At 44.0% G+C, this 23,139-nt stretch carries 20 protein-coding genes; 9 read left to right on the plus strand and 11 right to left on the minus strand.

The window, feature by feature from the left end; translation table 11 throughout:
- Positions 1-798: 798 nt before the first annotated feature.
- Positions 799-1,497: a DNA glycosylase gene (locus tag AAEY72_RS12150; protein ID WP_502945377.1), complete on the minus strand. Its 699-nt coding sequence runs from the start codon at positions 1,495-1,497 to the stop codon at positions 799-801.
- A 271-nt stretch (positions 1,498-1,768) separates the two neighbouring features.
- Here AAEY72_RS12150 and upp point away from each other — a divergent pair, with 271 nt between their 5' ends.
- The gene (upp, locus tag AAEY72_RS12155) at positions 1,769-2,428 is read left to right on the plus strand and encodes a uracil phosphoribosyltransferase (protein ID WP_189586156.1); all 660 of its coding nucleotides are present in this window, start codon (positions 1,769-1,771) and stop codon (positions 2,426-2,428) included.
- A gap of 131 nt (positions 2,429-2,559) precedes the next feature.
- On the plus strand, positions 2,560-3,312 hold the full coding sequence (locus AAEY72_RS12160; RefSeq protein WP_194620880.1) for an SDR family NAD(P)-dependent oxidoreductase: 753 nt from the start codon (positions 2,560-2,562) through the stop codon (positions 3,310-3,312).
- A gap of 24 nt (positions 3,313-3,336) precedes the next feature.
- On the opposite strand, the gene AAEY72_RS12165 is transcribed toward AAEY72_RS12160, so the two are convergent.
- Positions 3,337-4,005, minus strand: a complete 669-nt coding sequence (locus tag AAEY72_RS12165) for a hypothetical protein (protein WP_352310683.1) — start codon at positions 4,003-4,005, stop codon at positions 3,337-3,339.
- A 236-nt stretch (positions 4,006-4,241) separates the two neighbouring features.
- Between AAEY72_RS12165 and AAEY72_RS12170 the strand changes: the two genes are divergently transcribed.
- On the plus strand, positions 4,242-5,213 hold the full coding sequence (locus AAEY72_RS12170; protein ID WP_352310684.1) for an alpha/beta fold hydrolase: 972 nt from the start codon (positions 4,242-4,244) through the stop codon (positions 5,211-5,213).
- A gap of 177 nt (positions 5,214-5,390) precedes the next feature.
- Positions 5,391-6,227 carry an alpha/beta fold hydrolase gene (locus tag AAEY72_RS12175; protein WP_352310685.1) on the plus strand — a complete coding sequence of 279 codons (837 nt, stop codon included), beginning with the start codon at positions 5,391-5,393 and terminating at the stop codon, positions 6,225-6,227.
- Between the two features lie 81 nt (positions 6,228-6,308).
- Here the strand turns inward: AAEY72_RS12175 and AAEY72_RS12180 are convergent, their stop codons facing one another.
- The 3 genes from AAEY72_RS12180 to tyrS all read right to left on the minus strand — a co-directional run bounded on the left by AAEY72_RS12180 (position 6,309) and on the right by tyrS (position 8,441).
- The gene (locus AAEY72_RS12180; RefSeq protein WP_352310686.1) at positions 6,309-6,548 is read right to left on the minus strand and encodes a DUF1653 domain-containing protein; all 240 of its coding nucleotides are present in this window, start codon (positions 6,546-6,548) and stop codon (positions 6,309-6,311) included.
- Positions 6,549-6,579: 31 nt separating this feature from the next.
- Positions 6,580-7,158, minus strand: a complete 579-nt coding sequence (locus AAEY72_RS12185; protein ID WP_352310687.1) for a GNAT family N-acetyltransferase — start codon at positions 7,156-7,158, stop codon at positions 6,580-6,582.
- 71 nt (positions 7,159-7,229) lie between these two features.
- Positions 7,230-8,441, minus strand: coding sequence for a tyrosine--tRNA ligase (gene tyrS, locus AAEY72_RS12190; RefSeq protein WP_352310688.1), 1,212 nt, complete (start codon positions 8,439-8,441; stop codon positions 7,230-7,232).
- Between the two features lie 117 nt (positions 8,442-8,558).
- On the opposite strand from tyrS, the gene AAEY72_RS12195 reads away from it, so the two are divergent.
- The 3 genes from AAEY72_RS12195 to AAEY72_RS12205 all read left to right on the plus strand — a co-directional run bounded on the left by AAEY72_RS12195 (position 8,559) and on the right by AAEY72_RS12205 (position 12,407).
- Positions 8,559-9,959: an anhydro-N-acetylmuramic acid kinase gene (locus AAEY72_RS12195; protein WP_352310689.1), complete on the plus strand. Its 1,401-nt coding sequence runs from the start codon at positions 8,559-8,561 to the stop codon at positions 9,957-9,959.
- A gap of 94 nt (positions 9,960-10,053) precedes the next feature.
- Complete coding sequence (gene fabF, locus AAEY72_RS12200) at positions 10,054-11,430, plus strand: beta-ketoacyl-ACP synthase II (RefSeq protein WP_352310690.1); 1,377 nt, start codon at positions 10,054-10,056, stop codon at positions 11,428-11,430.
- 116 nt (positions 11,431-11,546) lie between these two features.
- Complete coding sequence (locus tag AAEY72_RS12205) at positions 11,547-12,407, plus strand: coiled-coil domain-containing protein (RefSeq protein ID WP_352310691.1); 861 nt, start codon at positions 11,547-11,549, stop codon at positions 12,405-12,407.
- A gap of 89 nt (positions 12,408-12,496) precedes the next feature.
- Here the strand turns inward: AAEY72_RS12205 and AAEY72_RS12210 are convergent, their stop codons facing one another.
- The 5 genes from AAEY72_RS12210 to AAEY72_RS12230 all read right to left on the minus strand — a co-directional run bounded on the left by AAEY72_RS12210 (position 12,497) and on the right by AAEY72_RS12230 (position 19,975).
- Positions 12,497-14,314 (minus strand): aminopeptidase P family protein, encoded by a 1,818-nt coding sequence (locus AAEY72_RS12210; RefSeq protein WP_352310692.1) that lies wholly within the window; start codon positions 14,312-14,314, stop codon positions 12,497-12,499.
- Between the two features lie 241 nt (positions 14,315-14,555).
- Positions 14,556-16,124, minus strand: a complete 1,569-nt coding sequence (locus AAEY72_RS12215) for a peptide MFS transporter (RefSeq protein WP_210541207.1) — start codon at positions 16,122-16,124, stop codon at positions 14,556-14,558.
- A gap of 297 nt (positions 16,125-16,421) precedes the next feature.
- Positions 16,422-16,802: a hypothetical protein gene (locus tag AAEY72_RS12220; RefSeq protein WP_352310693.1), complete on the minus strand. Its 381-nt coding sequence runs from the start codon at positions 16,800-16,802 to the stop codon at positions 16,422-16,424.
- Between the two features lie 138 nt (positions 16,803-16,940).
- Positions 16,941-18,515 (minus strand): apolipoprotein N-acyltransferase, encoded by a 1,575-nt coding sequence (gene lnt / locus AAEY72_RS12225; RefSeq protein ID WP_352310694.1) that lies wholly within the window; start codon positions 18,513-18,515, stop codon positions 16,941-16,943.
- A 560-nt stretch (positions 18,516-19,075) separates the two neighbouring features.
- Positions 19,076-19,975, minus strand: coding sequence for a CBS domain-containing protein (locus AAEY72_RS12230; protein ID WP_189586115.1), 900 nt, complete (start codon positions 19,973-19,975; stop codon positions 19,076-19,078).
- A gap of 254 nt (positions 19,976-20,229) precedes the next feature.
- Here AAEY72_RS12230 and AAEY72_RS12235 point away from each other — a divergent pair, with 254 nt between their 5' ends.
- Positions 20,230-21,564 carry an Lnb N-terminal periplasmic domain-containing protein gene (locus tag AAEY72_RS12235; RefSeq protein ID WP_352310695.1) on the plus strand — a complete coding sequence of 445 codons (1,335 nt, stop codon included), beginning with the start codon at positions 20,230-20,232 and terminating at the stop codon, positions 21,562-21,564.
- Positions 21,565-21,571: 7 nt separating this feature from the next.
- Here the strand turns inward: AAEY72_RS12235 and AAEY72_RS12240 are convergent, their stop codons facing one another.
- Entirely contained in the window at positions 21,572-22,168 is a 597-nt protein-coding gene (locus tag AAEY72_RS12240; protein WP_240216763.1) for a YcgN family cysteine cluster protein, read from the minus strand.
- 161 nt (positions 22,169-22,329) lie between these two features.
- Between AAEY72_RS12240 and AAEY72_RS12245 the strand changes: the two genes are divergently transcribed.
- A complete protein-coding gene (locus tag AAEY72_RS12245; protein WP_352310696.1) occupies positions 22,330-23,067 on the plus strand; it encodes a dienelactone hydrolase family protein in 738 nt (245 codons plus the stop codon).
- The last annotated feature ends 72 nt before the right edge of the window (positions 23,068-23,139 follow it).

Here is a 23,139-nt window from a genome sequence, read left to right on the forward strand (position 1 = left end):
ACTTGCATGTGTTAAGCCTGCCGCCAGCGTTCAATCTGAGCCATGATCAAACTCTTCAGTTTAATCTTGCTATGAAGTCCTTTAAAGAGACTTCTAAACTTGGCTCATCTAATCTGGCAAAATCGCTAAAAATTATGTTCGTAATGAATTAACTTTGAGTTTTTCTGCTGTCTTAAATGATAATTTTTATAGTTAGAATGAACTCCGAAAAGGAGCTAAAACCAACTTTATTTTTTAGCATTCTGAATCAGCAAAAATCCACACAAGTTGTTCTTTAGTTATGCTTTTAAATAGTGCTCAATCACTGTCGTCCAGTAACTGATATATTGGGTATCTCTCTTACTGTTTAGTCTCAAACCCTTGCGGGTTAAGCTATCTAGCGAGCCGACTATCTTATCATAATGATTGGGATTGTCAAGCTTTTTTATAATTTGTTTCATCAGGTTAACTGGGTTATTAATGTGTAATCTACACACTAGTTACTTCCAGCTCGTCTTGATGAGGGCGTATTATAGACGCTTTAAATGCTGTGTCAAGAGGTAATTTCTATTTAGTTTGAAGTAAATATTTCATCACTCATTCTAAACGCCTTCCCTTTCGACTAGGGCGCATTATACGGGGTTTTAAGACTGGGTCAAGGGGTTTGTCTTCTATTTTAAGGACTATTTAATTTTATAATTAATACCATCTATTTATCAGTTGGTTAGGGCTAAAAATAACTTTTCCTTTACCAAGAATAACGCTTTTCCTTAAGTTTAGTCGGAGCTTCTATATAGACTTCTTCTATATATGATGCTTTTATAGCTTACCTATCTTTTTAAAGAAGTCTTTATAGGCCGCGACTTTTTTATCTAAGGCTAAAGGATAGGCACGTGAGGTTGAAGGCAACCTATATAAGGTAAGATTATTTACATCCACTTTTTGATTGTTATCGTTTTGCCATTGATAGGGATAATCCATATTTTGATTGGTCTTAGGATACTTGGACTTGGCTGGTGGTTCGGCCAGTAAGTTGAGCAATACCTCAGTCGCCTTACCGCCTGTGGTAAATAACGTATGAACCTTTGGCACTTGCGGCAAGATATTATCTAGGTCGACAGTGGTCACAACCGTTAAATTTTTATCTGAAGCATTACCGGTTTCACGAATCGCTTGTTTTACTGTGGGGCAAGAAGCTATGCCACGCTCAAACATAAAGTCGCGGATACGCTCAGGATCAAAGCGCTTCTCATCCCCTACTCTGAAATAATCAATATCGTCAAAAAATACGCTGCCATAGATACGCCACATATCATTATAAAAGTTCGGATAGTGAAAACTCATTGCCCATTTATCGGCAGTCGGAGGAAAGGTGCCCATCATCATTACGGTGGCATCTGGCGGTAACACAGGAGCGAACGGATGGGTTTCTACTTCTACAGCCTTCGTTTTGGATAAGGCGCTAGCACTATTGGCATTATTCATTACATCTTCAGTGTTCGCTGGTTGATTGTTCATAAGATTCTTCATCAGAAAAGCAGTTTTTTTGGTATCATAGCAGGCCTAAACACTACTTCGTACTTAACCATGGCATATAGTCGGCTTAGGTAGGCAAATGATAAGTTAATTGGCTTAAACTATCTTTGCTTTGATTGCGATTATGGAAACGCTAAGCTTATGATTACTGTGTTACCTATAGGGTTGAAGTGTAGTAAGTGTTTGTATCTTTTATACTAATAGCAAACGCAATGACTGCGCAAGCATCAGACCAAAAACCAAGAGAGTATTTATGAGCGACTTAAATAGCGGTTTAGAAATTACGGTAATCGATCATCCACTAGTCCGTCATAAACTCAGTTTAATGCGCGAAAAAGACTGTAGTACTTATAAGTTTCGTACATTGACCAAAGAGCTTGCACGCTTGATGGCGTATGAAGCAAGCCGCGATTTTGAAATTGAAACGTTCCCAATGGAAGGCTGGTGTGGTGAAATCACTGGTGAGCAAATTATCGGTAAAACAGCAACGATTGTACCGATTTTACGTGCGGGTATTGGCATGTTGGACGGTGTGCTCGATTTGATTCCTACTGCTAAGATTTCTGTGGTTGGTTTACAGCGTGATGAAGAAACCTTACAGCCAGTGCCGTTCTTTGAAAAATTCGTCAGCCACATGGACAAACGCCCTGCCCTGATCATTGATCCAATGCTAGCCACTGGTGGCTCAATGGTTGCGACCATCGAGATGCTAAAGAAAAATGGCTGTACCAATATCAAAGCGTTGGTATTGGTTGCCGCACCTGAAGGCGTGCGTGTGGTCAATGAAGCACATCCTGACGTAACTATTTATACCGCTGCATTAGACAGTCATTTGGATGAGCACGGTTATATTATTCCAGGTCTTGGTGATGCAGGTGATAAGATATTTGGTAAACAGTTAGCTAACAAGTAACTGCCTAAATAGTAAGTAACCGTAGTTGCGACAATTGTGATTAATGTAAGCAAATCAAAACATATACGCTAAGACAAACAGTCGTCTTAAAAATCAGGATACAAACACAGCATCAACGATAAGGATAGATAATGAACGTATTGATTACAGGAGCAAGCGCCGGTTTTGGTAAAGCACTGGCAGAGCGTCTGATCGCTAATGGTCATCGTGTGATTGGTTGTGCTAGACGCCTTGATAAGCTGAACGCTCTAGCAGAGACATTGGGCGAATCATTCTTACCTGTGGTGATGGATGTGAGCGATACGGCTTCTATTCCACAAATCATTGCTGACTTGCCGGATGGTTTTAAGCAAATCGATGTTTTGGTGAATAATGCGGGATTGGCACTCGGTACTGAACCTGCACAAAGTAGCAGTCTTGATGACTGGATGCGTATGACTGATACCAATATAAAAGGTCTCATGGCGCTGACTCACGCGGTCTTGCCAGCAATGGTCGCACGCGATAGCGGTTATATTATCAATGTTGGCTCGATTGCTGGCAGTTGGCCGTACTTTGGTGGGAACGTCTATGGCGCGACCAAAGCATTCGTCAAGCAATTCAGTCTAAATCTGCGCGCGGATTTAATCGGTACCCAAGTGCGCGTGACCAATCTCGAACCGGGTAATGTCGCAGGCACTGAGTTTTCAAACGTCCGCTATCATGGCGATGATGATAAAGCCGCCAAGGTTTATGATGGCTTTAAAACCATGACCGGCGATGATATTGGCGATATTTTATTATGGCTAATCGAATCACCAGCTCATATTAATGTCAATCGCTTGGAAGTGATGCCAGTTGCGCAAACTTATAACGGGTTGACGATTGCTAAGAAAGATTCTTAAACGTTTAGTCGACCGTTCGGCTCATTAACGTAATTCATAATATCGAAGCAACATAGTCTCATCTATGTTGCTTCTTTTTTTGCTAATGACATTTTCTTCATTGACCAAGCGCAACTCCTGAAAATCTAAAATCAATACTTCGTTGCGCGTGCGCTCACTGGTGCGCTTGTTGTGACGTATCGGAAATCCAACTACCTGCCTGCCGACGACGGTTATCTGATTAATCACTACTTCTGAATGATTCGTGACAGATTTTTTATGGGCTTGCTGCGCATTGGTGACTGCTGTCGCAGGATTCACAGTCGCGGTTAACAGCTTATCTAAGCGCACACTTTTTGGCATATTTCCTGCCAAAAACAACGTCTGCGCAAGTGGTAAATACTGAGCATGACGTATCAACTCTCGGCGAAATAACGCTGGCATATCCGCATTAAAACTGTCTTCTGTCTGCCGATAAAAAGCAATAAAGTGACGCTGCAGATAACCGCCAAATACCGTAAAGTTAATCCACTGTTGATAAGTATCATTGGCCAGTAATTGCCTAGTGAAAGCATCGGAAAAAGCCTTGGCATCTGTCTTAATGTTGCCCATTAACATCGCTATCAATAAGCTGTGCGCATCGGTAAATGTCTGCTGCTCCCAAACTTGTGGGTAAAGGCTGCGATCCAGTGACGCTAGTGTCGGTGTGCTCATAAGCATCGCCCTTTTATTCTTTTATTTCAAGTTTAGGATAATGGCTGTTAATCACAAGCGTCACTTACTGTCTATACATTTTATGCTATGGTCAGCTTAACTGTGTTTGATTAATATAAGTTTTATTAGCACAGATTTTACTATAACAAGCTCTCATCGATAAGATAAAAATATTTTATGATGAATATTCAACATACCCTAATTAATTACAATATCTATCACGGAAATACGACGCTATGATGACCAATCTAATGACGTTGCCCAGTCGCTACCAGTCGCGTTATCAGTTGCAAACGCTGACGGTTACTGCTGCTGACGGTACGTCGCTGCCAGTTTCAGTCATTGGTCAAGGTCCGCCAGTGCTAATGCTGCATGCTTATGGGATGGATGCACGCGAGTTCTTGCCTTTTATTTTGGCATTGACGGGTAAATATACATTTTATTTGCCGCATCTGCGTGGTTTTGGCGCTGCAAAAGCTCTCACGATGGAACAGTTTGATTTTGTCCGTCAATATGCGGATGATGCCAACGCTGTGATTGAGAAAATTTGTGAATGGCGTCAAATAGAGGCTTTGCCAGTGGCGGCTATTTCGATGGGCGCGCAAGTCATGTGGTCTTATTTTGAGCGTTTTGGCGCCTCAAGGGTCAGTCACTATCTTAATATTGATCAAAATCCAGCGATTCATAATCAAGACGACTGGCAAGGGGGTCTGTTTGGCACGCGGCAGCAAGAAGTGTTCGATATTTTTCAAGAAGTAATCGATCTGACCTTACCTTATGCGGACTCTAATAGCTTTGCCCATCTGCCTTTTGCGCTCAAGCGCCGTGCAACCGATGTCGAAAGGCTGTTTTCTTTGTTATCCGTCAATCGCACGCGTTCAAAAGCTTTTATACAAGCGATGACTCATAAAAACGACCACACACTCGCGCTTTACGACCACGGCATTTGGCATCAAAAAATGCGCTGCTTGCAAGCCTATTTGATCTTACCTTACGATTTTCGCAGTGCCATAGATAAAATGACTATTCCTGTGGTTAATCTCATCGGTGGTCGCTCTAAACTTTATGATCCCAAATGGCAGCAGAAAGTGACCCAAATGCTGCCTGATGCCACTGAAGTTATTTTGCCACGTGCAGGTCATGCCATTCCTTTGGACGAGCCGATTGGGTTTTATAAAGTGTTAAAAGAGTTTTTGCAGAATCGATAGCTCAGTGCAACTTACTGCGATGTCACAGAACCACTCTATAATCGACACTGTTACTGTACAACCCGTCATAGCAATCGCTCTATCCACCTTTTATACTAAAAACCTGACGTTAGCTGTGTAAGCGCATTAACGTTAAAATAAAATACTTTTTAATAATAATTCTAAAAGGAAAAACTTATGCCTTACGTTAACGTTGCACAGCAAGATGAACAATCTGTCGACCTATATTACGAAGTCCAAGGTACTGGCAAACCTGTAGTATTAATCCATGGCTGGCCGCTGAGTGGACGCGCTTGGGAGGCACAACTTCCTGCACTGGTCGAAGCCGGCTATCAAGTGATTACCTATGATAGACGTGGCTTTGGTCAATCTTCTAAACCATGGAATGGCTATGATTATGATACTTTGGCACAAGATCTAAAAGCCTTGATGGATGAGCTGGATTTAACAGATGCTACTATCGTTGGCTTCTCTATGGGTGGCGGAGAAGTCGCTCGCTATCTGGGCAACTTTGGTTCAGAGCGTATCAGCAAAGCGGTACTCGCCTCTGCCGTTCCGCCTTATCTGTTTAAAGCTGATGACAATCCTGATGGGGCCTTAGCAGAAGCAGATATCCAAGCATTTTTAGACGGCGTAAGCGGAGATCGTATCGCCTTCTTAAACGACTTTACCAAGAATTTCTTTACGCCGGCAGATGGCAAGCTGTTAGTCAGCAAACCGATGCGTTTATATAACCGCAATATCGCCTCGTTTGCTTCAGCGAAAGCGACTTATGATTGCGTTAAATCTTTTGCTTATACCGACTTCCGTGATGATCTGAAAAAATTCGATGTGCCAACCTTAGTTATCCATGGCAATGCCGATCAAATTGTCCCGATTGAGGCCAGTGGTCAGCGTTCGCACGATATGATTGCCAACAGTCAATTGCATATTGTCGAAGGTGGTCCACACGGTATCAATGTGACCCATGCGAAAGAATTTAATAAAGCCTTGATCGATTTCTTAAATAGCTAATGATCATTTGACAGACATAAAAAAGGCGACCTTAATGGGTCGCCTTTTATTTGGGCAATGGATTTTAACGAAGTTGATTCATTAATCAACTAATGATTTAATCAACTCGAACCTTGGCACTTCTTTACCGTCAACTTCAACGGTCTCTGTAAACATCGCTAAAGGTCGTACCCATACGCCATACTCACCATACAAGCAGCGATAAACCACTAGCGATTCTTCGGTTTCAGAATGCTGAGCAGTATGCAACACTTGGTAAAGGCTGCCTTTATAATGGCGGTAGATACCTTGGGTGACAATGGATTGATTTTGTTGAGACATAAACAGCTCATTCATATTGATAATTAAAGGACTAATAAACGCTTTGTGATTTTTCTACTAGCTTGGACTTTATCTGTGGCCATTCAGAACTGACCATACTATACATGACTGTATCTGAAATGATGCCATCACGGCGTACACGATTGCCTCGAATCACCCCATCTTTTTTAGCACCCAAGCGCTCAATGGCTTGTTGTGAGCGATGATTGTCAATATCTGTACGCCAGCCTACGGTTTGATACTTCAAGGTTTCAAATATATAGGTTAGCAGCATAAGCTTACAAGTCGTATTAACATGCGTTCGCCAATACGATTTAGCATACCAAGTATAGCCAATCTCTAAGCGTTTGCTGATAGGTAAAATATCATGAAAACTCGTTGTACCAATTGCTTTACCATTTGATTCATCAATAACCACAAATGCTTGTCTGTCAAGCATGGAATCTGCGGTATTGATATAGTCGATGACCTTGTCTGGCTCAGGTACCGACGTCTCGTTTATGTTCCATAGCTCACCATCTTGGCAAGCCTCCATTAAGTCAGTTGCATGACTGAGCATCAATGGCTTAAGGGTAATACCGTTACTTGATAACGTCGGTAAATCTAGCATTTATTTTTCCTTAAGCCACTATGAGTTTAGGCAGTAGTCTCTTAAGCAATGGTCACTTAAGCAACAGCTACTTAGGCAACTGTCACTTTCGCATACGCCTTTTTGCCTGCTTGGATAACGACTGTCTGACCAGACGTTAGACTAAAGCTACCATCAACCACATCGCCATCTACTTTTACTACGCCACGTTTTACCATATCTTTGGCAGATGAGCTGTTTTTAGCAAGCCCAGACTGGTTCAGTACTTGAGTGATAAACAGTGCATCCTGACCTTCTAGATCTACCGTTACTTCTGGCAAATCGATTGGCAATTCGCCATCAGCCAACACATTACCCGCTGATTTGTGCGCATTAGCAGCGGCATCAGCATCATGGAAACGCTCGATTAACTCTTCGGCTAAAATACGTTTAATTTCTTGTGGATTGCGACCGTTTTCCATTTCTGCCAATAAACCTTCGACTTCATCCATCGGTTTAAAGCTTAAAAATTCAAAATAGCGGCGAATTAGCGTATCTGGCATAGATAAGATTTTTTGGTACATTGTGCCCGGCGCATCATAAATGGCCACGTAGTTGTTTAAAGACTTAGACATTTTATTAACGCCATCCAACCCTTCTAAGATCGGCACCGTGATACATACTTGCTGCTCTTGACCATAACGGCCTTGCAACGTGCGCCCCATCAACAGGTTAAAAGTTTGATCGGTACCGCCAAGCTCAACATCGGCTTTCAGCGCGATAGAATCATAGCCTTGCACGAGCGGATACAAAAACTCATGGATAGAGATTGGGGTTTGTGAGGCATAGCGCTTAGAGAAATCATCACGCTCAAGCATACGCGAAACGGTTTGCTGACTGGCAAGCTGAATCATATCAGCGGCGCTCATGTCATTGAACCACTCAGAGTTAAAAACCACGCGAGTCTTTTCTTTGTCCAAAATTTTAAATACTTGCTCAGCATAGGTCGTGGCATTGGCTTTGATTTGCTCATCAGTCAATGGCGGACGCGTGCTGTTTTTGCCAGAAGGATCACCAATTTTGGCCGTATAGTCACCGATTAAGAAATAAATCTCATGACCCAAATCTTGAAAATGCTTGAGCTTATTGATTAGCACGGTATGACCTAAATGCAGGTCAGGTGCGGTGGGATCAAAGCCCGCCTTGATTCGCAATGGACGGTTTAGCTTAAGCTTCGCCACTAAATCCTCTTCAGATAGGATTTCTTGCGTACCGCGTTGGATAAGTGCAAGTTGTTCTTCTAGGGTGTAAGTTTGCGTGGTCATGATGATCTCTTTATTGTCTTTATTAAGGGTTAAACGTTTGAGCGATTTAGAATCTCGTCGCTGTCAAAAGATGTTAGAATTTGACGGATATACTAGCGTTTTTTAAGGTAAATTGCCATGACCAACCCCGCATCGACTGCTGATACTCGTCCAGATTTAGAGATGGACAGTGATTTGGATAATAGCTTGGAAAATATTGACGATTTAAATTATGCCACACTTACTGAGGCACTTGAGCAAACAGTGTTTGAAAACTTCGATGATGGCTTATATATCGGCATGATGTCGGGCACCAGTTTGGACGGTATGGATGCCGTTCTTTGTCAATTCGGTACAGATACTGGTAGTGAAGAAAAAACGCAGCAGCCCATGCGCTTGTTAGCTTCTTATAGCCAAGACTTTCCACTGCGACTGCGTGAAGTATTATTGGCATTATGTCAGCCCAATGGTGTTCAGACATTGACACCAACGGCTGACGAACCAAACAGTGAGCTGGACTGGTTCGGCTGGGCAAGCCGCGAGTATGGTGAGTTTGCAAGCGAGGTGGTCAATACTTTATTAACACAAGCCGATACCGATGTAGAGTTGGTGCTGGCCACTGGCTGTCATGGACAGACGGTGCGCCATCGTCCGCAGATGGGGTTTAGCTTGCAGTTGCTGGATGCCAATATCATCGCTGAGCGTACAGGCATCAGCGTGGTTAGCGATTTTCGACGCCGTGATATGGCAGTCGGTGGTCAAGGTGCACCGCTGGTTCCAGCCTTTCATCAAGCGTTGTTTGCCACGCCTGATAGCACGCGCGTGTTATTAAACTTAGGCGGTATTGCTAATATCACTGTCTTGCCAGCGACTTCTGATAACTCATCAAATCAACCAGACGATGTCCTAGGTAATGTTGTAAATAATGTCGAAGGTAATGTCGTTGGCTATGGCGTTGCAGGTTACGACACGGGTCCTGCCAATTTATTATTGGACGCGTGGACCGCATTGCATACGGATAAGGGTTATGATGCGGGTGGTGCATGGGCGCAGTCTGGTCAAGTCATTGAGCCGTTACTCAACCAGCTGTTGGAACATCCATTTTTTGCAAAACCTTATCCTAAAAGCACTGGCCGTGAAGATTTTAACTTAGCATGGCTGCAAGACGAGCTACAAAAATTCGAACAGGCATCTGCGGTCATTCGTTATTCATCAGCAGATGTACAAGCCACACTCACTGAGCTGACGGCCATCAGTGCGAGTGCGCAAATTAATAAATTTATCGACGCTAACGGAAACACTTCAGTGTACGTCTGCGGTGGTGGTGCTTTAAATGACTACTTGATGACGCGTTTGCAGGCACATCTCCCGCATTGCACGGTAGAAACCACTGCGAGCTTAGGACTAAATCCAACATGGGTAGAAGCCGTTGCTTTTGCATGGCTAGCGAGACAGACATTGATGGGTGAAACAGGTAATTTGCCAGCAGTGACAGGTGCAAGTAAAAACGTGGTGTTGGGTCAAGTGTGCTTTGCCTAGTCCATTAATTTTAGTTTACATACGTGCACCTATGTGTTTTATAATGACTTCCGAAATAACATCCTCTTAGGACCGTAAGTACAGGATATATCGCATGAGCCAACACAGCAATTCAACCACCTCACAAGCCGATCAGGTTAGCGCAACCTCGGCGCACAAACCGCGCCATAAACCACCTCACTACGAGCGCTCTGATGAGTTGCGCGTGGTGATCACTGGCATGGGTGCCATTACACCACTGGGTCTAGACGTTGATAGCTCGTGGAAGAAACTGCTCAATGGCGAGAGTGGTATCGCACCGATTACCCATTTTGATGCTGCCGAATATCGTGCGAAAATCGCGGGTGTGGTCAAAGACTTCGACGCCAAACAATATATGAATGCCAAAGACGCACGTCGCTATGATGAATTTATTCATTATGGTATCGCCGCCTCTAGCATGGCACTACAGAACGCGGGCTTTATCGACCAAATAAGCGCGGCTGATGCGCCTGTACAAGGCGTTGACCAAGAGCGTTTTGGTATTATTTTAGGCTCAGGGATTGGCGGTATTCAAACCATTGAAAACAGCCGCGATACCCTGCGTGAAAAAGGCGCGCTGAAAGTCTCACCGTTTATTATTCCAGGTTCTATTATAAACATGGCGGCTGGATTGGTGGCGATTAAGCACACCTTAAAAGGCCCCAACCTCGCAACATCGACTGCCTGTACAACAGCCACTCACGCGATCGGACTTGCAGCACGCCTGATTGCTTATGGTGATGCCGATGTGATGCTGGCTGGTGGTAGTGAAAAAGGCTCAAGCCCGCTTGGTATATCAGGGTTTGGTGCTATGCATGCACTCTCGACCCGCAATGATGAACCAACCAAAGCCTCACGTCCATTTGATAAAGCCCGCGATGGTTTTGTACTCGGTGATGGCTCAGGTATGGTCGTGCTCGAAAGCTTGGCTCATGCCAAAGCACGCGGCGCGACCATACTGGCTGAATTGGTCGGTTTCGGTATGAGTGATGATGCAGGTCACATTACTGCGCCACCAGAAGATGGCAATGGTGCTGCACGCGCAATGAGAAATGCCTTGCACGATGCTGGTATTGAGCCATCGAGTGTTGGTTATGTCAATGCTCATGGTACCAGCACGCCTGCTGGTGATGTCGCTGAATCAATCGCCATTGAAACCGTATTTGCTCCAGTGAAAGACAGTATTCTAGTCAGCTCGACCAAGTCAATGACTGGTCACTTGCTAGGTGCCGCAGGCGGTGTTGAAGCTATATTTACAGTGCTTTCCTTACAGCATCAACATGTACCACCAACCATCAATTTGGATAATGTGGAAGACAACTGTAACCTCGACTATGTCGCCAATCAATCTCGCAAAGTCGAAAATCTACAGTACGCTGTCTCGAATAGCTTTGGCTTTGGTGGCACCAATGGCTCGTTAGTCTTTGCACGTTGGCCTAGCCATGAGTAGAGCATAAAAGCATACAACACGCGTTGTTGTAACCTTGGTGTCAGATTTGCTACGTTTGTCCACTTGCAGCCCCTTATCGTACTTGCGTATGATAAGGGGTAATTTTTGGAATATTTATGGAAGATACCATGTCAAGCTACTCATTTTCCCATCAGTTTTATCAACGCTGGACGTGTGCGCCTGAGCCTATACGCGCAGCAATCACCCAAGAACTAAAAGATATCACCACTTTACTGCAAAGCGATACACCCTTTGAGAGCTTTGAATTTCAAACCCATGATTTAGATGCTCATATCGATGAGCTCTATGAAAACCACGAAGCCGAGCAAGCGATTGCCAAAGCGATCACGGAAAAACAAGAACAAGCACGCGCCACTGCTGAAAAAGAACGTCTCGAAGAAGAACAAAAAATAAAAGCAGCAGCGGATGCCAAACTCCAAGAAGAAGCTAAATTAAAAGAAGAGGCCAAACTGCGCGAAGAAGCAGAAGCCGCGCAAAAAGAACAAGAAAAGAATGCAATACTAGCCGTTGATAAGCGCAATGATGACAAGTCAGTAACAGCGATCGAGACAAATATTGCGGACAAAGCAAACGTTAATAGTAGTGCCACTGATAACTCTGAAAAAAATAATACCCAAAGTGTGGCTACTGAAAACCCTACGGCGAACCATAAAACCATCAGCGAACATGCAAACGCTGCTGAAGATAATACAGTCAATAATAATAGCAGCGTTAAAAATGATAACGCTATTAAAGCCATTAATGATACAGCCAGTACTGCCATCAAGTTGGCATTAAAAGATGCAAAATTGAGCGCAACGCATCAAGAGTTAATCCGCGAGTTGGAAATGCAGATTGATGACTACCTAAGCGATCAGATGATGCTCATGTCTGAAAACCTAAAATCTTGGCTACGTGCAGAGGTCACTCAGCATTTAAGTGAGCAGGATAAATTAGAGATTAGTAAAAAGTCATAAGAAAACTAAATGCTACTGTTTAGAAAAAAAATCCCCGTAAAATTTACGGGGATTTTTTTATTTCAAATGCGCAGATATAGGCTCTTACTTTAGATAGCCTGAGTACGCTCGGTCAGCCACTCAAGTGCTGCGCCATCGACACGGTCTTTTAGCTCCGCATAAACTTGGCTGTGATAGTCGTTCAGCCAATCAATCTCTACTTGATTCAACAATGACGACTCAATCAAACGCGTATCTATCGGGCAGTAAGTAACGGTTTCAAAGTTTAAGAATTTACCAAACTCTGTCTCGGTAGGGCTTGGCACACGTGTATTAACCATTAGGTTTTCTATGCGAATACCCCATTTCCCTTCACGGTACAGACCTGGCTCATTACTTGAAATCATACCTTCTTTCATCGCACGCTCTTTTGGCGTACTGGCACTATAAGCAATGACTTGTGGACCTTCATGGACGTTTAAGAAGTAACCAACCCCATGACCGGTACCATGACCATAGTCCATCTGTGCTTGCCATAATGGCGCACGGCAAATGGCATCAATCAATGGTGAGGCAATACCGTCAGGAAAATGCGCTTTTGCCAATGCAATATGGGCTTTGAGCACGGTGGTAAAGTCACTTTTATGCTCAGAGCTTACTTGTCCGATACCGACCACACGAGTGATATCAGTCGTGCCATTCTGATATTGCGCGCCTGAGTCAATCAGTAGTAGCCCACCCTCGCCCTCGGCCACATCAAGGTAGCTGAACTTCTCAGGAGTTGCACGGTAATGTGGCAACGCACCGTTTTCATTAAAACCTGCAATCGTTGGAAAGCTTGGTGATACATAGTGTGGCTGCTGACTACGTACATCGATTAGCATGCTATCAACATCTAACTCACTTAAACGCTCACCGTTTGCTAGGCGCTGCTCAAATGTCGCAAAAAACTCAGCTAAGGCAGCACCATCTTGACACATGGCTTCACGCACATGATCGATATCAGCATCAGCTTTAACAGATTTGAGTAATGTACTTGGCGCCATTTGCTCAATAAAGCCAACATCGTCTGCCATCTTCGATAGCGTACCGACTGCAACCTTACTTGGATCTAATAACAATAAATCTTCTGGCGTAAGCGTACTCAATGCTTGTTGTACCGCCTCATAATCAGCAATCGTAATGCCACTATCTTTTAGAGCTGTAGCGATATCAGCGCTGACTTTATTGTTATCGATAAACAACGTCGCGTCGTTTTCACTGATGAGCATATGTGACAAAAACACAGGGTTATAGTCAACATCAGCACCACGTAAGTTGGTCAACCATGCGATGTCATCTAAACTTGAAAGTAGATGATGTGTCGCTCCTGCCTCTGCCATACCTACACGCACGGCAGCAAGTTTTGAGGTAGCAGACTGTGCCACAAACTGCGCGTCATGTTGATACAAATTGGCAGCTGGCAGCGCTGGACGATCTGTCCAAATCTCTGTCAATACATCGCGCTCAGTGATCAATGTAATGTCATTGACATCAAAAGCATTTAGCAGTCGATCTTGCTCGGCGATAGACAGTACATTGCCATCGACGGCGACACTATCGCCTTCTTGTAAATGATCTGCTAGCCAATCGATATGATTTGGCTGACCTGGAGCAAGCTTCTCTAAAGTAATACCCGTGCCTTCCAACTGATCGGCAGCGTGTACCCAATAGCGACTATCAGTCCATAGTCCGGCAAAATCAGCAGTCACAACGAGCGTACCGACCGAACCGGTAAATCCTGATAGCCATAAACGTGATTGCCAGTATTCTGGTAAATACTCAGATAAATGCGGGTCAGCAGAGGGTACGATAATCGCAGTGAGATCCTGCGTCGCTAGGCTTTTACGTAAGCTGTCAATACGGTCATGAATGATTTGTTTATTCATTGGATGTGTCCTTATTAGAGGTAGAGCAATTGATTTTGGAGAAATTAGAGTTAAAAAAACACTACTGTGAGGCGACTATGGATAGCCGTCTTATTTGGGTGATTAGAATGGTTTCATGTGTCAGTTAAATATAGAAACAACTGGTTTAATAGAATAATAAAAACGTGCTACCGATAATGGTAACACGTCTTGTCATACGTCACTTGTGCTGTTGTTATTCACAAATGTACATCAGCTTATTCTATGATTTGGCCAGTTGTTTTTCACGCTCGCTATCTTTGAGCATTTTATTGATAGGTTTTGCTAATACTAATAACAATACAGCGGTAGCCACCAAAAAGATCGTCATGGTGGTAAACAAACCCGGTAACCCTTCAATTTTGTCAGCAGATACATGACCACCAAAGAAAGCGGCAACCAAGTTACCCATGGCAATAGAGGCAAAGAAAAGTCCCATCATTTGGCCTTGCATGCCCTCTGGTGCCAGTTTGGTCATTGCAGACAAACCAACTGGGCTAAGTGCCAACTCACCCAACGTTAATAGTAATAAACTACCAACCAACCATAGTGGCGACGCTAAGCCAGCACCAGGCGCTAAAATGCTCTTAGAGGCAAAAATCATCAATGAAAAACCTGCTGCCGCAAGTAACATACCAAGTGCAAACTTAGCCATACTGCTCGGCTCAAGACCTCGGTTAGCCAGCTTAACCCAGATAATACTGACGATTGGCGCTAAGATAAGAATAAATAAAGGGTTCAATGACTGGAACCAAATACTTGGTACCTCAAATCCTAAGACATTAAGGTCGGTATAGCGATCAGCAAATAAGTTAAAAGACGTTGGCTGCTGCTCAAAACTTGACCAAAATAACGTTGAGCCAATAATTAAGATAAAGCAGATCAATAGACGTAACTTATCCGTCTTATCTAAACGCGGTGAGATAAACATAATAGCAAAGTACAGTATCACCACGGCTGCAATGATATAAGTCATATACTGCGCGACCATCTCAGGATTGAACGGCATAATACCCGTAGACACCAAGACAATAACCGCAACCAACAATGCTAAAAACCCTGCAACCCAGCGACCGATATTTTTATAACGACCGTTGGCATGTTCCCATTCAGCACTGATGCCTTTAGCCTTTGCGTAGCGTGTTAGATTTTTTTGCGCCGCAAAGCGGTAGATAAGTAACGACACCAGCATACCAAGACCACCGACACCAAAGCCGACATGCCACATGCCTTTTTCTTTAAAGATTCCGACAATCAGTGCCGCTAGTAGCGCACCAATATTGATGCCCATATAGAACAAGGTAAAGCCACCATCACGGCGTACATCACCCTTGGTATATAGAGCGCCAACCATCACTGAAATACAGGTCTTAAATAACCCTGAACCCAACACAATGCACATCAGACCGACAAAAAACAGCGTCATGCCAAATAACGCAGAGAGCGCAATGCATAAATGACCGAGCGCAATAATAATACTGCCCCACCAAAGAGCGCGCTCTTGCCCCAACCAGTTATCTGCTAACCAACCGCCTGGTACTGCCGCTAAATACAATGAACCAGCAAAAATACCATAGATAGCAGATGCAGTGACCTCATCAAAACCAAAGCCTCCGCTGCCTACCGTTGCTACCATAAACAGGACTAATAAAGGACGGATACTATAATAAGAAAAACGTTCCCACATTTCCGTAAAAAATAGCGAGCGTAATGGCTTGGGATGCCCCATAAAGCCGTTGTCTAGCGCTTCCAATTCAGCCGCGCTAGCCCCTGATTGTGTTTCTATGCCCATAACTTTATTCCTTTAAAGATCATATTAGTAATGACCAAACCCCCAATTATTTGGATGAACGGTCATTATAGGCGGAATATTGTTTCACTTAGTTATGGCCAAGTAAAGAAAAAGTTGGCTATAAATTACACAAATACCCATAAAAAAACTCGTTCTCATCAGATGAGAACGAGTTTTTCTTTTGAGTCTTGACAGCAGTACTATCCTATTGATATCACTGCCGATAAAGACGCCATAATGCCACTCATTTTAGCGTAGAGTGTCACTATTTAGCGATTCAAATGACCATGTTACAGACTACTGTGCTGCTGCCGTATCATCAGCGGCATTGCCCGCATCTAGATCACCATCTGCTTGTTCAGCTGTCAAATCAGCATCAGCAACTGCCACTTGACTTACTGTGCCAGAGGCGGTCGCTGCATCTGCTGCTGCAAGTGCGGTCCCTTCTTCTGCGGTTACGGCGTCTGCCTCAGCTGGCGCGGCATCTTCAGCAGCCACAGTTTCTGCTTCATTAGCAGCGGCTGAGCTTTCTGTCGTGTCAGCCGTAATATGCTCTCCTGCTGGACGCAAGAATGCTGAGACACCAATGAGTAATACAATCGCTAAAAATAAGCCAACGCCGCCTAAAGCATACAACAGCTCTTTTTTTGGATTGTTGTTGACGATATCTTCTGACATACCTTATCTACCTTGCACAGAATATTTGAAATATTTGGCTATTATATCGCAATTTATGCCCATTTGTTAAAACCCTTAACTATTTAAAGGGTTTATTATCGAAAAATTGCGAAACTTAGCATGTATCATTCTAATTAATTAGCTGATCGAACGGCCTCGAGGAGTCTCACGCTTGCCAAGATAGCTCAATAATAACAAAAGCGCAATAATGAGCAAAATCGGATAATTGCCAAAGCGCATAAATGGTGTGTTACCTACCCGTGCCTGAACATCACCGCGTAATACGGTACGTTCAAACTGCGGTGCACGCTCGACGATACGCCCTTTATGATCGATAATAGCCGTCACGCCAGTGTTGGTCGCCCGCATAAACCAGCGACCGTTTTCAAGCGCACGCATTTGTACCATTTGTAGATGTTGCAGTGGACCTGCCGATGTGCCAAACCATGCATCGTTTGAAATAGTCAATAAGAAGTCAGTCCCAATCGCGTTTTTACGCGTGGTATCAGGATAAGCAACTTCATAGCAGATGGCTGCACCCAAATTATGTCCGCGTACACGTAATGGTGACTGCTGATCACTACCACGGCTATAGCTCATAATGTCTTGGCTACCAGCTAAGTTAGGCAGGATATCGAGCAGGCCTTCAAATGGAATATATTCACCGAATGGCACGAGACGTTGCTTTTTATACAATCCTTCTGCCTGTGCACCCAATGCAACCACGCTATTATAAAATGGTGGATATTTATCTGTACTGGCATCAAACGCCGCTTCATCCTTATAAGGGATGCCTGTGACCCATGTGGTATCAGTCTCTTTAGCCATTTTGACCATTTCGTTTATAAAGCCAACGGCTTCGGTCTGAAACATTGGAATCGAGGATTCAGGCCATAAAACAATGTCACGCCCCCACTCGGTACGCGTCAAGGTTGCATAGATTTTTAAGGTTTCTACTTGATATTCGGTCAGCCATTTTAGGTCTTGCGGAATATTGCCTTGGATCAGCGATACCGATAAATCGGGCGTGCCCTTTGGTTTCGTCCATTGTGGATTAATCAGCCATAATGAGACACTCACCACGAGTAATGCGGCAGTCACAACCATATAACCACCACGGCGACGCAAGAGCTCAACGGCACTTGTAGCCAGTAATATAGCCACGAAAGAAACCGCAAAAACACCAGCAACAGGTGCTAATGACGACAGCCAATACTGCTCGGTAAATGCATAACCCACGAACAGCCATGGAAAACCGGTAAATAACCATGTTTTCATCCACTCTTGCAACACCCAAAGCGCCGCAAAAGCCAAGGGCTGCTTACCGACCATGCGATTAAAAACCAACGCCAAAAGTCCGTGGAACAAGCCCATACCAAGACCCATCAACGCAATCATAATCAGCGCCAGCCATGCAGGCGTCGCACCATAGACATGGATAGAGGTATACAGCCAAAATGCACCCACGCACCACAATCCCGTACCGTACGCTTGACCAATAAAAAAGGCGCGGCGGCCTGTCATCTCAGGCATCAATAGCGCGTATAAGATAGCGGGCGATACCAGTGCTACTGGCCAAATACCATAAGGCGCGAGCGCAAAGATAAAGATTGCCCCTGCCAACCAAGCAATCAATATGGCCAGCCCCATAGGCAAACCCTTCGGTTTTTCGGGGTTCAGACGTTTTTGCAAATCAACAGTAGACAGACGCATAGCAGTTATCCAAAACCATATTATCTAAAATGTTACATGTTTAGTATTCAGTCGATATTTAACCTAAAGCTGGCTCAATGGTTATAAACGCCCTATCTTTTCAATAGTATTGTCTTATAAATACCATTCTCTTATAAGCACCATCGTCTTATAAATATAGTCAAAATACCCCGAAAACGCGACGATACTGCTGATATCAATTTTTTGTAGCCTCTGGCTGCGTAGGCACAGCAAGCAAGAAAAATTGATATCAGCAGTGCGTGATGTATCGATATTACTTTTCACTGACTATATAAGATTGATATAAATACAGCGTCTAAAAATCAAACCCGCCCATGATACCAGTCTGTGCTAATCAATGGGTAAATTTGCGTAGTAAAAAAATGACTGCTAAAAGTGGCTGATAAAAGTAGATACTAAAAGTGACTGCTAAAAGTGGCTATTGAAAGTGACAGACAGACAGACAGCAAAAAACACGATCGCAATCGTGTTTTTATAAAAATTATCAGTGCGTTATAAAACTTATGAATGGCATGTATGACAATAACGTCAAAAATACATTAATGACTGCCTATCAATAGGTGCTGCTCAGGATTCGTTTTGGTCAGTTCTAGGTTTTGAATAAAACGTCCTTCGACATCAGTAATGGTGATTTGCCAGTCGTCTATCATTACGCTCTCACCTTCTAGGTCGCCTACATAACCCAGCGCCTGCATGACCAGACCGCCCATGGTATCGACATCGGTATCATCAAAACGACTGCCAAGCTCATCATTACAGTCTTCAATGACTGTCGATGCTTGCACACGCCAAGTATTTGGTTTGTCGGGATCAGCGATGATATTATTTATATCACTGTCTTCATCGAAGTCATCATGCTCATCAACGATATCACCGACGATTTCCTCGAGTAAATCTTCCATGGTGACCACACCGCCGAAGTTGCCAAATTCATCGACCACAATCGCCATATGTACTTGGGTACGCTGTAGTGAGCGCAACAAGGTATCAGAACGCGCAGTCTCACTAATATAGAGCGGCTGACGTACCAAATCTTTTAGACGTTTGCTATCGATTTTATCTTCTTGGTCACGCACCATATGGACGAGAATAGGAATCAAATCCTTGGCCAATAAGATACCAATGACCGCATCATCATCTTGACTGTCAAAGACGGGATAGCGCGAATGGGTGGTTTCAAGGATGATATCCATCACTTCAGCAAGGCTGGTGCTCTCGTGGATACCAATCACTTGCGGACGCGGTGTCATGATCTCGCGCACTTGTGTCGCAGGCAGATCGAGCACGCCCTCTAGCATGTCCACAGTATCAGGCTCTAAGAACTGGCGCGAATCCTGTACCAAACGAATCAGTTCATCACGGGTTTCGGGGGCGGTCGATAGCCAGCGTTTTAAGCCGCGCATCGACCAACTACTCGGGCTGGGAGTGTCGTCAGACATGGTGGTGTGATTTAACCTCTTTAGTTAATGGTAATTAATATCGTAAAAACATTAATATCGTAAAATTGTAGATGGGGATTAAAGTACTAAATAAAACCAGTCGTTTATGATTAATAAATACATAGACCAGTTTAAATTAGCTTCACTTTATCGCAAGGCTCAAAGACATTCAACGACAAATTCACTCAAATTGTACTGTCAGTGTGTTATAAACTTTGCTATGGTCAAAGCCTTTACTCATCAAAAAAAATCCTATGTCGCTACGTTCCTTTTTTTCTCGCTTACTCTCGATTGGTTCGCACAGCTCTGCGGCAAACAGTCGTCTTGCAAATCATGACTTAGAGAATGCATCATCAGACAGTAAGCCGCCAAAACATAAGTGGCGACATCGTCTTGTGCGGTTTTTTATCGCCGTCACACTGTTGCTATCAGCAGTCTGGTTACTATTGGCGATTTGGTATCAGTTTGGTCCGCGCTCAGCTATAACGTGGCTGGCAACTATCGTCATTATTGGCGTGCTTAGCGCTTTGTTTTTTATGCGTTATTGGACAATTGATGCTAAGCAAGCATCTCAGAATATAACGGCGGACAGACAAGCTAGCGGCAAAAAAACCACGACTCAGCAAACAAAGGTCAAATGGCTAATCGGACTATACGCGGCGATTTGGTGCTTAGGTGTTGGTTGGTTTATGTCTATCGAACCCCAGCAACAACGCGACTGGATGCCAGAAGTCAGCCAAAAAATCACTTATGAGCGTAACCCGAACAATCCCGATTTGATTACGCTCACCAATGTCCGCAACTTTGATTGGCATACCGAAGACGACGCGACGGCACGCTGGGAGACGCGGACGATTGATATGTCAAAATTGTCTGGCGTCGATGTAGCGAACTCTTATTGGATGGGACCACTAATTGCCCATACTTTGGTGAGCTTTCGTTTTGAAGATGATAGACCGCTCGCTTTCTCATTTGAGATTCGTAAAGAACAAGGCGAGTCTTTTTCGGCGCTCGCAGGATTTTTTAGACGTTATGAGCTGAGCCTGATTGCGGCAGAAGAGCGCGATATTATCTATACGCGGACGAATAAACGCGGTGAGCAAGTTTATCTATTGCCGGTTAGCCATTTGCAGCAACGCGAGGTCAAATCATTATTTGAGTCTTATCTAACCGCTGCCGATGAGCTAAATGCTCAGCCTGCGTGGTATAACACCTTGACCAGTAACTGTACCAATATTATCTTTTATATGGCGCGTCTGGTCAGTGGTGATCGTCTGCCGTGGGATTACCGAATTTGGGTCTCTGGCTGGCTACCAAACTATCTCTATGACGTCGGCATGCTCGATACCAACTCCCAATTAAATGAAGAACAGCAAGGCGAGCAAAACTGGTCGATGGACACTTGGTACGAGCGCACCCATATCAATCCAAAAGTTCGCGGATTTGACAATCAATCTAATCTAGAATCAGGTATTAACAGTCGCGAATTTTCTACGCAAATTCGCCAAGGCATTCCTATTCCGCCCTTGGCTGATTCGCAAGCAAGCGCTGAGGCACAAGCCCAATCTGCGGCTCAAGCGTCTAACTAATCATAGATTAAGGCTTAACCCACGTTACCACGCGCGTTTCCATCTCTTCATCAGACATGCCAATTTCAGAGACACAGCGACCTGCTACGCCCACATTGACAGCGCGCATTTTCTGCTGAGTCTCTACCGCATTTTGGGTCAGTAACAGATGCCAACTCGGTAGGTTTTGTCCTTTATACAAGCGCTTGTAAGCGCAGTGCGATGGTAGCCACATCATCTGCGGTAAGTTGTCCATGGTCAATTGAATACAATCTGGCACGTGCTCTTGACGTGTTGCATAGTGACCACAGTATCCCGTCGCACAGTCCATCAGCTGACAAGTGACATCGGTATATTCGACTAGCTCCTCGTCCACATCGCCATTCTCATCTTCATCGATATACTTAATCAAACAGCAACTGCCGCAGCCATCGCACAACGCTTCCCATTCGCTATGGTTTAATTTATCTAAGCTAAAGCGTTCCCAAAACTGTGGGCGCAATGTCTCAGACGTTTCATTTGATTCGCTGTCAGGAAACAAGCTCACGATTGGGTCTGATTTCAGCGGCTGAACAGCATCAGCGTTTAAATTGGCAGCAGATTTATTTAACAAGTTAATAGTCATAGCATTGTAGTCGATTTTTTATAAAGAGACATTTTGATAAAGAGCGTTACAGTATTATAGCTGTTTTTACTGGATATGGGCGTTAAGGTAGTACAAGTCAGAAAAACGAACCCTCACAATGACGAATAAATAAAACTTACAACATAAAAAAGGACAATAATATGTCAATTAAGACTTTCGAATTAATCAGTACAACCGAAAATGGTGTTGAGCTTATTAGCTATGTGGCGCTACCAGAAAATGCATCAGATGATACGGCAGTGCCAGGTATTTTAGTGGCTCCAGAATGGTGGGGCGTGGTTGAACATCCAAAATCAGTGGTCGAACGCTTGGCAGCAGCAGGTTATGCAGCAGTCGCTATGGATGTCTATGGCGAAGGCAAACTAACCACGGATGCAGCCCAAGCCAACATGTGGATGGAACAAGTATTAGAAGATCAAGATATGCTAATGGCACGCTGCCGTTTGATTCTCAATGACTTCAGTGATCAATTGGCCGTTGATGGTGACAACTTAGCAGCCATTGGCTATTGCTTCGGCGGTAAAATCGTCTTAGATATGGCACGTGACGGTATGCCACTAAAAGCAGTGGCAACCTTCCATGGTAACCCATCAGCGAAACAGCCAGCGGACAAAAACTTCACTGCCAAAGTATTGGTCGCCCATGGCCGCGATGACTCAATGGTATCCATGGAGGCCATCGAAGGTCTAAAATCAGAGCTAGACGCTGCCGATGTGGATTACACTATCGATGTCTATGACAATGCTAAGCATGGATTTACCAATCCGCATGCCGATGAGCGTGCTGCCAAAAATGAAGTGGATCTTGGCTACAATGAAGCCGCTGCCAAACAAAGCTGGGAAAACATGCTTGAGTTTATGAAAGCAAACTTGGCATAAAGGGCAATAGCAGAGAAGCGTAAAAGCTCTCTGTATACTGTAAAGCTTAACTAGCAAATAAGAGAAAAAGAA

This window comes from Psychrobacter sp. W2-37-MNA-CIBAN-0211 (assembly GCF_040309405.1).
In the GTDB taxonomy this organism is placed as follows: Bacteria; Pseudomonadota; Gammaproteobacteria; order Pseudomonadales; family Moraxellaceae; genus Psychrobacter; species Psychrobacter glaciei.

Excerpts from the sequence above, each read along its gene's own strand:
- AAEY72_RS12150 (WP_502945377.1), bottom strand. The coding sequence starts at position 1,497 with ATGAACAATCAACCAGCGAACACTGAAGATGTAATGAATAATGCCAAT.
- upp (WP_189586156.1), top strand. The coding sequence starts at position 1,769 with ATGAGCGACTTAAATAGCGGTTTAGAAATTACGGTAATCGATCATCCA.
- AAEY72_RS12160 (WP_194620880.1), top strand. The coding sequence starts at position 2,560 with ATGAACGTATTGATTACAGGAGCAAGCGCCGGTTTTGGTAAAGCACTG.
- AAEY72_RS12165 (WP_352310683.1), bottom strand. The coding sequence starts at position 4,005 with ATGAGCACACCGACACTAGCGTCACTGGATCGCAGCCTTTACCCACAA.
- AAEY72_RS12170 (WP_352310684.1), top strand. The coding sequence starts at position 4,242 with ATGATGACCAATCTAATGACGTTGCCCAGTCGCTACCAGTCGCGTTAT.
- AAEY72_RS12175 (WP_352310685.1), top strand. The coding sequence starts at position 5,391 with ATGCCTTACGTTAACGTTGCACAGCAAGATGAACAATCTGTCGACCTA.
- AAEY72_RS12180 (WP_352310686.1), bottom strand. The coding sequence starts at position 6,548 with ATGTCTCAACAAAATCAATCCATTGTCACCCAAGGTATCTACCGCCAT.
- AAEY72_RS12185 (WP_352310687.1), bottom strand. The coding sequence starts at position 7,158 with ATGCTAGATTTACCGACGTTATCAAGTAACGGTATTACCCTTAAGCCA.
- tyrS (WP_352310688.1), bottom strand. The coding sequence starts at position 8,441 with ATGACCACGCAAACTTACACCCTAGAAGAACAACTTGCACTTATCCAA.
- AAEY72_RS12195 (WP_352310689.1), top strand. The coding sequence starts at position 8,559 with ATGACCAACCCCGCATCGACTGCTGATACTCGTCCAGATTTAGAGATG.
- fabF (WP_352310690.1), top strand. The coding sequence starts at position 10,054 with ATGAGCCAACACAGCAATTCAACCACCTCACAAGCCGATCAGGTTAGC.
- AAEY72_RS12205 (WP_352310691.1), top strand. The coding sequence starts at position 11,547 with ATGGAAGATACCATGTCAAGCTACTCATTTTCCCATCAGTTTTATCAA.
- AAEY72_RS12210 (WP_352310692.1), bottom strand. The coding sequence starts at position 14,314 with ATGAATAAACAAATCATTCATGACCGTATTGACAGCTTACGTAAAAGC.
- AAEY72_RS12215 (WP_210541207.1), bottom strand. The coding sequence starts at position 16,124 with ATGGGCATAGAAACACAATCAGGGGCTAGCGCGGCTGAATTGGAAGCG.
- AAEY72_RS12220 (WP_352310693.1), bottom strand. The coding sequence starts at position 16,802 with ATGTCAGAAGATATCGTCAACAACAATCCAAAAAAAGAGCTGTTGTAT.
- lnt (WP_352310694.1), bottom strand. The coding sequence starts at position 18,515 with ATGCGTCTGTCTACTGTTGATTTGCAAAAACGTCTGAACCCCGAAAAA.
- AAEY72_RS12230 (WP_189586115.1), bottom strand. The coding sequence starts at position 19,975 with ATGTCTGACGACACTCCCAGCCCGAGTAGTTGGTCGATGCGCGGCTTA.
- AAEY72_RS12235 (WP_352310695.1), top strand. The coding sequence starts at position 20,230 with ATGTCGCTACGTTCCTTTTTTTCTCGCTTACTCTCGATTGGTTCGCAC.
- AAEY72_RS12240 (WP_240216763.1), bottom strand. The coding sequence starts at position 22,168 with ATGACTATTAACTTGTTAAATAAATCTGCTGCCAATTTAAACGCTGAT.
- AAEY72_RS12245 (WP_352310696.1), top strand. The coding sequence starts at position 22,330 with ATGTCAATTAAGACTTTCGAATTAATCAGTACAACCGAAAATGGTGTT.